Origin of the sequence: Pectinatus frisingensis, assembly GCF_015732285.1 — a bacterium.
Taxonomy (GTDB): domain Bacteria; phylum Bacillota; class Negativicutes; order Selenomonadales; family Selenomonadaceae; genus Pectinatus; species Pectinatus frisingensis.
Genome location: NZ_WIQU01000022.1, coordinates 266,448 through 279,431, shown reverse-complemented (window position 1 = coordinate 279,431; position 12,984 = coordinate 266,448). Strand labels below are relative to the sequence as shown.

The following is a 12,984-nucleotide window of genomic DNA, read 5'->3' as shown; positions in this document are numbered from 1 at the left end:
CCCCTACTTTAATTCTTCAACTATTATATTATGATTTGTATATACACAAATATCTGCAGCTATAGATAACGCTTCCCTGACAATTTGCGCTGCCGGCATTTCCGTGTGTTCCAGCATCGCCCGGGCTGCTGACAAAGCATAAAATCCACCTGAACCAATAGCAGCAACAGCGCCATCCGGTTCAATAACCTCACCATTACCCGATAAAAGCAGCATTGTATCTTTGTCAGCCACCAATAATAACGCTTCCAGTTTTCTAAGCACCCGATCGGTGCGCCATTCCTTAGCTAACTCTACAGCAGCACGTGTCAGACTGCCATTATATTCTTCCAGTTTGGCTTCAAATTTTTCAAATAGAGTAAACGCATCAGCCACTGACCCTGCAAAACCGGCTAATACTTTATCATGATAAATGCGTCGTACTTTACGTGCATTTCCTTTCATTATCGTATTTTGCCCAAAAGTGACCTGTCCGTCACCGGCAATGGCTACAGTTCCATTTTTACGTACTGCCACAATAGTTGTAGCTTTAAACATTTATTTCACTCCTATCACAAATAGTCTGTTTGAACGTATTCATGCTGCTTAATGCCCGCTGAGCTATCATTTGTTTTTTTACTTTTTTATCGCGAATTTTTTCAGAAAGATGCGGCATAAGGCCAAAATTAATATTCATCGGCTGAAAATGTTTCGCCGGTGCCGTTGTTATATATTTGCAAAGTGCCCCGTGAGCTGTTTCTTCAGGAAAAATCACAGGGGAGCGGTTCGTTGCTAAAAAAACCGCATTTATTCCGGCGATCAATCCTGATGAAGCCGACTCAACATAACCTTCAACTCCGGTCATCTGTCCGGCAAACAAAATATTGCCGCACTTCTTCATCTGCAAAGTTTCCTGCAATACCACCGGTGAGTTTATGAAAGTATTTCTGTGCATAACGCCGTATCTGGCAAATTCAGCATTTTGCAAGCCGGGTATCAGTGAAAATACTTTTTTTTGCTCCGGCCATTTAAGATGTGTTTGAAACCCCACCATGTTATACAAACTGTCGGCACTGTTATCCTGCCGCAACTGCACAACGGCATAAGGTTTTTGCCCCGTTTTAGGATTTTCCAGTCCAACCGGTTTTAAAGGTCCGAATAATAAAGTATCGATTCCCCGCTCAGCCATCACTTCGACCGGCATACATCCTTCAAAAAAAATCTCTTTTTCAAATTTTTTGATTGGTGTTTTTTCTGCACTGACCAATTCTTGCCAAAAAGTTTTGTATTCTTGTTCGTTCATTGGACAATTAATATAATCAGCTGTTCCCTTACCATAACGTGAAGCCCGGTAAGCTTTTTTCATATCGATTGATTCCCTGGTTATCAACGGTGCCGCCGCATCATAAAAGTAAAAATAATCTTCACCTGTCAACCCGGCTGTATCTTGTGCCAATCCATCTGCCGTCAGCGGACCGGAAGCCACAATTACTATTGTATCATCATCCCTGGGAATAGTCGAAATTTCTGTATTAATTATATCAACATTAGGATGTCCTTTTATTTTTTCCGTTATATAGCGGGAAAAGCCATGTCTGTCAACTGCCAGTGCCCCCCCTGCCGGCACACAATTGCTGTCGGCAGATGCCATTATCAGTGAATCCATGCACCGCATTTCTTCTTTCAATATCCCCACCGCATTTTCAAGTCCTGCAGCACGCAGTGAATTACTGCAAACCAATTCGGCAAATTCGGCAGTTTTATGAGCCGGTGTAAATTTTTGCGGACGCATCTCATAAAGAGTTACCTTTAACCCTCTTTTGGCAATCTGCCATACAGCTTCACTGCCAGCTAATCCTGCTCCAATAACAATTATCTTTTTTTGCTGCATAGCTGAATCGCTCCGTTTATATATTATTATACATATCTCAAGCCTTTTTTACAGACTTATCCGCCGATTTTACCTTCATTTTTTTTATTTCTTCATTGATTGGATGATCTTTGCGTGTCTTGCAGTTTTCATTGCCGCAGTACAGCACTACTTTGCCATTTTTATAACGGTGCTGAAACATATTGGTTCCACATTCATCACAGACTTTATCAGCTAACGGTGCATCCCAGCTCACAAAATCACATTTCGGATAGTTTTCGCAGCCGTAAAAAATTCTGCCGCGCTTAGTGTGACGCTCAACGACACGTCCACCGCATTTAGGGCATTTGGCTCCAGTATCCTTTAAAATTGGCTTTGTATTACGACATTCCGGAAATCCTGGGCAAGCCAGAAATTTACTGAAACGACCTTGTTTGACAACCATAAGTCTTCCGCATTTTTCACAACGTACATCAGAAACTTCTTCCGGTATATCAACATGTCCGATTTCTTCTTCCGCTTTTTCCAGAGTGGTTGCGAAGGGACTATAAAATTCTGCTAATAAATTATTTTTATCCATCATACCGTCAGCAATTTTATCGAGGCTGTTTTCTAACTCAGCGGTAAATTTGGCATCAACAATATTTTTAAAATACTGCTCGAGCATGTCAAGAACAATAAAACCCAGTTCAGTAGGTTCAAATTTTTTATCGCGTCTGACAACATAACCTCGCCCCAGAATCGTTTCGATTATCGGTGCGTAGGTACTAGGCCGTCCGATACCCTTTTCCTCCAGAGTTTTTACTATTGAGGCATCATTATAACGCGGTGGTGGTTCAGTAAAATGTTGTTCAGGTAATACTTTTTGCAGTTTCATGACGTCACCGACAAATACTTCCGGTAAAATAATATCCTTTTCCTTCTTTTTATCTGCATCGTCATATACAGCAGTGAATCCGGCAAATCTTAATACAGAACCGGCTGTTTTAGCTGTATAAATACCACCTTTGATTATAATTCCCATTGTGTCATAAACAGCCGCTGTCATTTGGCTGGCCAAAAAGCGCTGCCAAATAAGCCGATATAATTTAAATTGTTCTTTCGATAAAAATCCTTCTATCAGCGGCGGTGTCAACGTTATATCAGTCGGACGCACGGCTTCATGAGCATCTTGAGCATCTTTTTTGGCAGTATACACAGGTGGTTTTCCAGGCATATAAGCAGGACCAAATTTTTCCGTTATATAGTTTCTCGCTTCATTTTGCGCCAATTCAGCTATACGTGTAGAGTCGGTACGCATATAAGTAATTAAACCGACCGGACCTTTTTTCCCGACATTTACTCCTTCATATAACTGCTGAGCAATCATCATTGTACGCCGCGAAGTAAATCCCAATTTTCTTGCAGCATCCTGTTGCAGGGAACTAGTGGTAAACGGAGCCGGTGGTTTTCGACGACGTTCACTTTTTTTCACTTCTTCAACTACAAACTGCTGGTGCTGTAAATCTTTTTTGATCCGTGCGGCACTTTCTTCCGATGTCACAGCAATTTTCTTGCCGTCAACCATTGCCAGTTCCGTAGCAAGTGTGCACTTTCTTGCCTCACACTTAAAATTGAGATCAATAGTCCAGTATTCTTCAGGGATAAAAGCACGGATTTCCCGCTCTCGATCGCAAATTATTTTAACGGTGACAGATTGCACACGCCCGGCACTCAATCCTTTTTTTATTTTGCGCCAGAGCAGCGGACTAAGTTTGTAACCGACAATTCTATCCAGCATACGTCTGGCCTGCTGGGCATCTACCAGGTTAAGATTGATCGTCCGCGGTGCCTTCACTGCTTCATTGATTGCCGGTTTGGTTATTTCATTAAATACAATGCGGCATTTTTTCTTGTCATCAATTCCCAATAAATATGCCAAATGCCATGCAATAGCCTCTCCTTCACGGTCCGGGTCAGATGCAAGATAAATTTTTTCAGCGTTTTTAGCTTCTTTTTTCAAAGATTTTATTAAATCGCCCTTACCTCTTATATTTATATATTTGGGGGCAAAATCATTTTCTATGTCAATTCCAAACTGACTTTTTGGCAAATCCCGTAAATGCCCCATGGAGGCCAGTACTTCATATTTTCTATGTCCCAGATATTTTTCTATAGTCTTGGCCTTAGCAGGTGATTCAACTATCACCAACGTTTTTTTGGAAGCAGTTTTCTTTTTTTTAGGTTTTGCTTTTAATGTTTTTTTGGATCCTTCTAACTTTTTTTCCACTAAATTCTCCCCTTAGCTGAACGTACATACATTCCCGGTGACGCTTCATCAATAATTTTTTTAAGTTTCATTTGCAATAACACAAAACTTATATTAGTAACGTTAGCACGCAGCTTATAAATTATCTCATCGATGCTGATTGCCTGATCATATGACAAAAGATTATAAATTTTAGCTTCACCATCTGTCATGGAAGGCGTTTGTTCTTTTGATACAGCAACATTCCTCACTGCATCATATTCCTCATAAATATCTTGTGCACAAGTAATCAATTTAGCCCCCTGCTGAATCAGATGATTGCAGCCACGGCTTTGCTCAGAATAAATACTACCTGGTACGGCAAAAACATCACGACCTTCACTCAACGCCATTTCAGCTGTGATCAGCGATCCGCTGCGCTCTGCAGCTTCTATTACAACCGTCCCAATTGACAGTCCGCTTATTATCCGGTTACGTGCCGGAAAAAATGCTGCCAAGGGTTGCGTTTTCGGTGCATACTCAGAAATAATCGTACCTTTTTCAGCAATTTCATCCAAAAGCCTTTTATTCTCACGCGGATATACCATATCTACACCACATCCGAGCACAGCAATTGTCTGTCCTTTAGTCAAGGCACCGCAATGGGCAAAAGTATCTATACCATGTGCCGCACCACTGACAACAGCATATCCTTGCTTTGCTAAATCGGCCGCAATGGTATAGGCAATACTTTTGCCATATACTGAAAATTTTCGTGCTCCCACCACGGCCAGACATTTATCAGTGATCGAATTTCCACGGCAAAACAGTACTGCCGGCGGATTATAAATATTAGTCAGCAGTTTTGGATAATCATCTTCCAGAATACTTATCAACCTTATTCCTCTTTTATCCCAGTCAGACGCTGCAGTATCAACATCAAACTGTTGTCGGTGCCTGAATAATCTCCTAGATAATTTTTCTGACAAGCATTTACTTGCTGTTATTTCATCTTCAGATGCATCCCAGATATTTTTTGCACAGCTGAAGCAGGCAAGCAATCGTCTGATATTTGTAATTCCCATACCTGATACCATTTGTAATGCAGCCAAATAATATTTTTCCATATAGTTCCACCTATAGTAAACTTTGAAAATTAAATAAACTTCTTATGATTATAGTTAAGTTTTTTCCTGCCGTCAATAACAATTTGGCTTTCAATAAGCTAAAAATCCTACATCCACAAGAAAAACCAGCAGAAAAATCTGATTAAAAATTGATTTTTTTACTGGTTTCTTTCATTAATATATATAATAAATTATTGAGACAATTTTTCTTTTAAGAGCTTATTCACCATAGCCGGATTGGCTTTTCCCCGGCTGGCCTTCATTACCTGTCCCACTAAAAAACCAATTGACTTTGTATTTCCGCCCTTATAATCCGCCACTGGTTTAGGGTTGCCCAGTAACACTTCATCAACTATTTTTTCAATGGCATCAGTGTCAGTTATCTGTACAAGACCTTTTTCTTTTACTATTAATTCAGGATCATTATCGGACTGCCACATTTCATCAAAAACTTTTTTTGCTATTTTAGATGAAATAGTATTATTTTGAATAAGCTTAATCATTTTTGCCAGATTTTTAGCTGACACAGGTGATTCCGCAATAGTCTTACCGGCAGCATTAAGATTTTTAGCCAAATCTCCCATAATCCAATTGGCAGCAAGCTTTGCATCCACATTTTGTTTGATAACTGCATCAAAGTACTCTGCCATTTCCCGTGAATTAGTAATAACTCCCGCATCATATGATGAAAGGCCGCAATCATCTATCAAGCGGTCTCGGCGGGCATCCGGCAATTCCGGTAATGTCTTCTTTACCGCAGCAATTTGTTCATCCGTTGTAATTATTGGTACCAGATCCGGTTCCGGCATATAACGATAATCCTGGGCTTTTTCTTTAGTGCGCATGGATAATGTGATTCCCTTGTTATCATCCCAGGTCCGTGTTTCCTGTATGACATGACCACCGTCTTCGAGTATTTCTTCCTGGCGTTCGATCTCATATTCGAGGGCATTTTCAACCATTTTAAAAGAATTAAGATTCTTCATTTCAGCTTTTGTTCCCAGCATTTCGCTGCCTGTCGGCCGCAAGGAAACATTTACATCAGCACGAAGATTTCCTTCTTCCATTTTGCAATTGGATACATCAATATACTCTAATATTGATTTTACTTTTTCCATATATGCACGGGCTTCTTCCGCTGTGCGCATATCCGGTTCGGAAACGATTTCAATCAAGGGTACACCAGTACGGTTATAATCAACATTAGAGCTGGCAGAATCTTTAATAGTATCACCGGCATGAACGAGCTTACCGGCATCCTCTTCCATATGAATACGTGTTATTCTGATGCGTTTCGTAGTATCATTCACTTCAATATCAACATAACCATGTTCCGCAATAGGTAAATCAAATTGTGATGTCTGGAAATTTTTGGGCAAATCAGGATAATAATAATTTTTCCTGTCGAATTTACTGAATTTATTTATTGTGCAATTGAGTGCCAGCCCCGCTTTCAAGGCAAATTCAACTACTTTCTTGTTAACTACCGGCAACACGCCGGGCAGACCGAGACATACAGGACAAACGTGCGTATTTTGTTCAGCGCCAAAAGTAGTAGCACAGCCGCAGAAAATCTTGGTTTTTGTTTTAAGTTCGCTATGTATTTCCAGACCGATCACTGCTTCATATGACATTATTCAATCACTCCCGCAAACATTTTATGAAAATCCTTGCTTTGCTCGTAAGTAAAAGCTGTTTTTATTATTGTTTCTTCCGCCAACGGTTTGCCAATTATCTGCATCCCGATCGGCAGGCCGGCTTTACTAAAGCCACACGGCAGTGATATTCCCGGCAGCCCTGCTAAATTCAGGGGAACTGTACAGGCATCCTGCAAATACATCTGTAACGGATCATTGATTATCGAACCGATTTTAAAAGCAGGTGTCGGTGCCGTAGGTGCCAAAATAACATCAACTTTTTCAAAAGCTTTGTCATAATCTTCTTTGACTAATGTGCGTAGTTTCAATGCTTTTAAATAATAAGCATCGTAATATCCGGCACTCAGCGCATAATTACCAATCATTATACGGCGTTTTACTTCATTGCCAAATTTCTCCGTACGGGTATTGGTCATCATTGCCACAATATCCTCTCCTGACACACGGCTGCCATAACTTACACCATCATAACGAGACAAATTAGTTGCAGCTTCCGCTGACGCCACAAGATAATAAGCTGCAATGGCATATTTAGTGTATGGCAGTGAAATCTCAACAACCTGGGCACCCATTGCTTTAAAATCAGCAACAGCAGCATGAATCGCTCTTATTACTTCTTCATCCATCCCATCGACAAAATATTCAGCGGGCAAGCCTATCTTTAAGCCTCTTACATCTTTAATCAACGCCTTAGTATAATCCGGAACGGGTTCATTTATTGAAGTCGAATCCATGGAATCATAACCGGCAATAACATTGAGTATATTGGCACAATCCGTTACATCACGCGTCAGTGGACCGACTTGGTCAAGTGATGATGCATAGGCAACAAGGCCGTAACGTGATACCCTGCCATAAGTCGGCTTCAATCCTACTATACCGCAAAAAGACGCCGGCTGACGAATTGAACCACCCGTATCTGAACCAATTGCCCATGCGGCTAAACCACCGGCTACTGCGGCAGCTGATCCTCCGCTGGATCCTCCGGGAACGCAATCCGTATCATATGGATTATGTGTAGGAAAAAAAGCTGAATTTTCTGTTGATCCTCCCATAGCAAATTCATCCATATTGGTCTTTCCCAAAATCACCGCGTCCATATGATTAATTTTTTCCATGACAGCAGCATTATACGGAGGAATGAAATTTTCCAGCATCTTCGAAGCACAGGTAGTTTTCACCCCCAAAGTGCATATATTATCCTTTATCGCCCCTGGTAAACCTGTCAAAAAGCTGACTGATTCACCAGATGATATTTTTTCGTCGGCTGATTTAGCCATATTTAAAGCTTTCTCAGCAGTTGTAGTTATGTATGAATGTATATCAGCATCAGTTTGCTCAATACGATTTAAAAAAGCCCTTGTAAGTTCTGTTGAAGTTATTTCCCTTTTTACCAGCATATCATGCAGAGTATGTGCCGGCTGTTTATATAATTCCACTTAAATCCTCCTCATGCTGTAATAAATCATTCAATGATCCGCGGTACTTTGAAATAGCCATCTTCTTGTTCCGGAGCATTAGCTAATGCTGCCTCTCTACTCAATGACGATTTTACTATATCTTCACGAAAAACATTCTGCAATGGCAGTACATGTGCTGTCGGTTTTATATTCTCGGTATTCACCTGTTGTAAAACATCTACATATTCCAAAAAATTACTAAATTCTTCAATATATTTATCCATCTTATTATCGGCAATATTTAAACGAGACAGCATTGCCACATTTTCAACAGTCTGTTTTGTTATTTTCATTATTTTCACCATCCTGTTCTTATTTTGCAGATACTGCTAATTATAGCATAGAATAATGCGTGCAGATACTAATCCCGCATTATTATTTATTGATGAGTTCTGTAAACTCAGTTTCATTCAACACAGTGACATTTAGCTGCTGTGCCTTAAATAATTTACTGCCGGCATTTTCGCCGGCTACCACATAATCGGTTTTACCAGATACTGAACCGGATACTTTGCCACCCAATTGAATTATTTTATCGGCAGCTGATGTTCTGCTCATTGACAACGTCCCCGTTAATACAAATGTCTTACCAGTAATACTGCTTGCCGCCTGTCCTTTTTCCCGTTCGGTCATATTGACACCGGCAGATCGCAGTTTATCGAGCATTTGTCTTGTCTTAGCACTGCGGAAAAATCTGTATAATGTCTCAGCACTTATATTGCCAATATCTTTCACTGTTTCAATTTCTTCGACAGAAGCATCAGCCAATCTGTCGATTGAATGAAAATAATCCAATAAAGATTGTGCCGCAGCCTTGCCAATATTTGGGATTCCCATGCCGGACAGCAGACGCCATGGTTCATTGATACGACTTGCCTCAATTCTTTCCAACAATTTATCAGTATTTTTTTCCTTACCAATTATCCCCTTTTCAATAAGCTCCCTGCGATATTGTTTTAAATAATAGATATCAGCTATGTCAACTATATATTTTGACGCAATCAATGATTTAATATATTTTTCACCGAATCCTTTAATATCCATTGCACCGCGACCAACAAAATTAATTATTCGACCGTCTAACTGGGCGGGACAATTTATGTTAGTGCATTTTATATCGGCCGTATTTTCCTCACGTATAGCTAAAGCGCCACAAACCGGACATTTGTCACCTATTACAAATTTGGGCAAATCTGCCTGACGTTTTTCTTTTTCAACACACCTTATTTTAGGAATAATTTCTCCCGATTTGTATACCCTGATGATATCCCCAATACGTATGTCAAGACTATCAATAAAGTCTTGGTTATGCAAAGTAGCCCGTTCCACTGTCGTACCACACAACTGAATTGGCTCAAAGACCGCTGTGGGTGTGATGCGCCCCGTCCGTCCCACCGATAAATTTATTGCCAGCAATTTTGTTTCTCTTTCTTCCGGTGGATATTTATAAGCGACAGCCCAGCGCGGTACTTTGGCTGTATTTCCCAATGCTTGTCTTTGTTCCAAGTCATCGACCTTAACTACAGCGCCATCTATATCATAAGGCAGTTTCCCTCTTCTGGCCCCAATTTCAGTTATTGCCTGCCATACTTCTTCTTTCGTTGTACAGATTATATAATCATGTACAATTGGTAGTCCCTGCTGTTTAAAATACTCCAAACTGGCTGCATGACTTAGAAATTTGCGGCCTTCTATTTTTTGCAAATTAAACAAAAAAATCGCTAATTGACGTCTTTTTACGATGCGACTATCCAATTGACGCAACGTTCCCGCCGCACAATTACGCGGATTGGCAAAAATTTTCTTTCCCTGTTCCGCCTGTGCTTTATTAACGGCATCAAAAGCTTTCCTCGGCATATAAACCTCACCACGCACTTCGAGATACGGCAGTTTATCGGCAAGTTCCCTTTTTATTCCGGTAAGATTAAGTGCATTGGCAGTGACATCTTCTCCTTCTACAATGCCGTCACCGCGCGTGACAGCCATTTTCAATACACCGTCATAATAACGCAGTGCCAACGATAATCCATCAATTTTCTCCTCAACGGTAAATCGGCAATCAGTCAATTCTGACTGCATTGATTCAACAAAAGCATCTATCTCTGTCTTCGAAAAAACATCCTGCAGACTTAGCATCGGTACATCGTGCTTTATTAACACACCAGCTATGCGTTTAGCTGTACCGCCTACCTTCTGCGTTGGAGAATCCGGCGTTACTAATTCCGGATATTGCTTTTCCAATGCCTTTAACTTTAACATCAATTGATCATATTCGTAATCAGTTATCTCCGGGGCGTCATCATTATAATATGAATTATTGTGATAATTTATTTCTATGCGCAATTTTTCGATTTGCTGTTTTGCACTGTCTGCCATTTTACTCTCTCCACATTACGGTATAGATATAATCTATACTTTTTCTAAAGGGGCATATTTTTGCATTAATTTTTTTATTCCCATATTGGGAAAAGCAATTGTCAATTCAGTTTCTTCTCCGTGTCCTTTGACCGCGACAACAGTTCCAATTCCCCACTTACTATGTTTAGCCTTATCTCCGCTCCGCCATTTTATTCCCATATCAGGACGGACGCCTGTCTTTACCGCCCCTTTATTTTGCGCATCTGTGTGTCTTACATAATCTTTAATGCTTCTTATTCGTTCATTATTAATCTTCGGTACACTGAACGGATGTAAAGTTATTTTGGAATGTTCAGTTTCCACATATTCTGATGGAATTTCCTGTAAAAACCGCGATGGTGGATACATCACAGTACGTCCATATATAGTACGGCTTTTTGCATTTGTCAGATATAACTTTCGCTGTGCCCTGGTTATTCCAACGTAACAAGTACGCCGTTCTTCTTCAATTTCAGCTTCATTCATCAATGTACGGGAATGCGGGAACAGCCCTTCTTCCATACCGGCCATAAATACAACAGGGAATTCCAATCCTTTTGCCGCATGCAATGTCATTAATGTAACTTTATCATCAGTAAAATCGGCATTGTCGATATCAGCTACCAATGAAACTGAATTTAAGAAATTTTCCAGGGTAGGATTATCTTCATTTTCTTTTTCAAAATTTTTTACTACTGTAAGTAGTTCTTTTAGATTTTCAATCCGTGTTTCATTTTCTACCTTTTTATCGGCTTCCAGCTCCATCATATAACCCGACTCATCCATAACCCGTTGAATAAATTCATGAACAGACTGCTCTGTCTGTGCCGTCATCATCTTAAAAATAAATTGTACAAATTCTGATAAGGCTCCCCGCGCTTTAGCCGTCAATCCTGGGATTTCATCAGTGCTTGAAACAGCATCAAATATGCTTATATTTCCTGCCGCAGCAAACTCACTCAGTTTATTTATAGTCGTTGCTCCCAGACCTCTTTTGGGTACATTGATGATGCGCAGCAGACTTACCGCATCAGCAGGATTAAAAATCACCTTTAAATAAGCCAGTATGTCCTTAATTTCTTTTCTGTCGTAAAATTTCAACCCACCCACCATAGTATATGGTATTCCTGCACGCATGAGTCCTTCTTCAAATGAACGCGATTGGGCATTGGTACGGTAAAGCACTGCAATATCATTATAGGAAATATTAAACAAAGTATTCTGTTTAACAATATTATCTGCAATATAACGAGCTTCATCGCGTTCATTAAACGCTTCATATAATGATATTTTATCGCCTTGCGGATTTTCTGTCCAAAGTTTCTTTGGCTTACGGTTCAAATTATTTTCAATTACGGCATTTGCTGCCGCCAAAATATTTTGGGTAGAACGATAATTTTGCTCTAATTTAATCACTGATGCTTCCGGATAATCTTTTTCAAAATCCATTATATTTCTTATATCGGCACCACGCCAGCCATATATGGATTGGTCGGCATCACCGACCACACAGATATTGTGGTGCTTTGCGGCCAACAGTTTAGTCAGTTGGTATTGAGCGCCATTCGTATCTTGATATTCGTCGACCAGTATATAATGAAACCGATCCTGATACTTTTCCCGGACAGATTTACTTTGCGACAAAAGTTCCACTGAAATCATCAATAAATCATCAAAATCCAAAGCATTATTATCAACTAAATGCTTCTGATATGCCGTATATATTTCAGCCGTTTTTTGTTCAAAAAAATCCCCTGCCTGTTTGGCAAATGCATCTGGTGTCAGCATTATATTCTTGGCATTGGATATCGCCGACTGAATATTATATGGTGGATATTGCTTTTCATCGAGATTCAAGTCTTTGAGACAATTTTTTATTAACGTATGAGAATCAGCAGTGTCGTATATCGTAAAATTTTTTTTGTATCTGCTAATGTTATCAATTTCATAGCGCAACAGCCGCGCGCAAAAAGAATGAAATGTACTCAGCCAGACATTTTTAGCAGCTGTTCCTATCATGTTATCAGCGCGGTCACGCATTTCCGTAGCGGCTTTGTTAGTAAAGGTTATTGCCAGGATATTGTAAGGTGAAATTCCCTGCTGCAATAAATACGCTATTTTACAAGTCAATACCCGCGTCTTGCCTGAACCTGCTCCTGCCATTATGAGCAATGGTCCGTCAACGTGTTCTACCGCTTTTTTTTGGGCAGGATTAAGTCTGTCAAATATATCCAAAGTGTCCTCCGTTTTTGTTTACTCAGTTAGT

The 12,984-nt window shown here is 40.1% G+C and carries 9 protein-coding genes; all 9 read right to left on the bottom strand.

What is annotated here, in order from left to right; translation table 11 throughout:
• Nucleotides 1-3: 3 nt before the first annotated feature.
• Entirely contained in the window at nt 4-537 is a 534-nt protein-coding gene (gene hslV, locus I6751_RS04240; RefSeq protein WP_182188451.1) for an ATP-dependent protease subunit HslV, read from the bottom strand.
• The gene (trmFO, locus tag I6751_RS04235) at nt 530-1,870 is read right to left on the bottom strand and encodes a methylenetetrahydrofolate--tRNA-(uracil(54)-C(5))-methyltransferase (FADH(2)-oxidizing) TrmFO (RefSeq protein WP_196591819.1); all 1,341 of its coding nucleotides are present in this window, start codon (nt 1,868-1,870) and stop codon (nt 530-532) included. The genes hslV and trmFO overlap by 8 nt, the downstream gene beginning before the upstream one ends.
• A gap of 37 nt (nt 1,871-1,907) precedes the next feature.
• Nucleotides 1,908-4,118, bottom strand: a complete 2,211-nt coding sequence (topA, locus tag I6751_RS04230; RefSeq protein ID WP_196591818.1) for a type I DNA topoisomerase — start codon at nt 4,116-4,118, stop codon at nt 1,908-1,910.
• Nucleotides 4,118-5,203: a DNA-processing protein DprA gene (gene dprA / locus I6751_RS04225; protein WP_196591817.1), complete on the bottom strand. Its 1,086-nt coding sequence runs from the start codon at nt 5,201-5,203 to the stop codon at nt 4,118-4,120. Before dprA ends, topA begins: the two co-directional genes overlap by 1 nt.
• A 191-nt stretch (nt 5,204-5,394) precedes the next feature.
• Nucleotides 5,395-6,837, bottom strand: coding sequence for an Asp-tRNA(Asn)/Glu-tRNA(Gln) amidotransferase subunit GatB (gene gatB, locus I6751_RS04220; RefSeq protein WP_196591816.1), 1,443 nt, complete (start codon nt 6,835-6,837; stop codon nt 5,395-5,397).
• Nucleotides 6,837-8,300 (bottom strand): Asp-tRNA(Asn)/Glu-tRNA(Gln) amidotransferase subunit GatA, encoded by a 1,464-nt coding sequence (gene gatA / locus I6751_RS04215; protein ID WP_196591815.1) that lies wholly within the window; start codon nt 8,298-8,300, stop codon nt 6,837-6,839. Before gatA ends, gatB begins: the two co-directional genes overlap by 1 nt.
• Before the next feature lie 26 nt (nt 8,301-8,326).
• Complete coding sequence (gatC, locus tag I6751_RS04210; protein ID WP_182188445.1) at nt 8,327-8,614, bottom strand: Asp-tRNA(Asn)/Glu-tRNA(Gln) amidotransferase subunit GatC; 288 nt, start codon at nt 8,612-8,614, stop codon at nt 8,327-8,329.
• Nucleotides 8,615-8,696: 82 nt separating this feature from the next.
• Nucleotides 8,697-10,697 carry an NAD-dependent DNA ligase LigA gene (gene ligA / locus I6751_RS04205; protein WP_196591814.1) on the bottom strand — a complete coding sequence of 667 codons (2,001 nt, stop codon included), beginning with the start codon at nt 10,695-10,697 and terminating at the stop codon, nt 8,697-8,699.
• A 33-nt stretch (nt 10,698-10,730) separates the two neighbouring features.
• Nucleotides 10,731-12,953: a DNA helicase PcrA gene (gene pcrA / locus I6751_RS04200; protein WP_196591813.1), complete on the bottom strand. Its 2,223-nt coding sequence runs from the start codon at nt 12,951-12,953 to the stop codon at nt 10,731-10,733.
• Nucleotides 12,954-12,984: the final 31 nt, after the last annotated feature.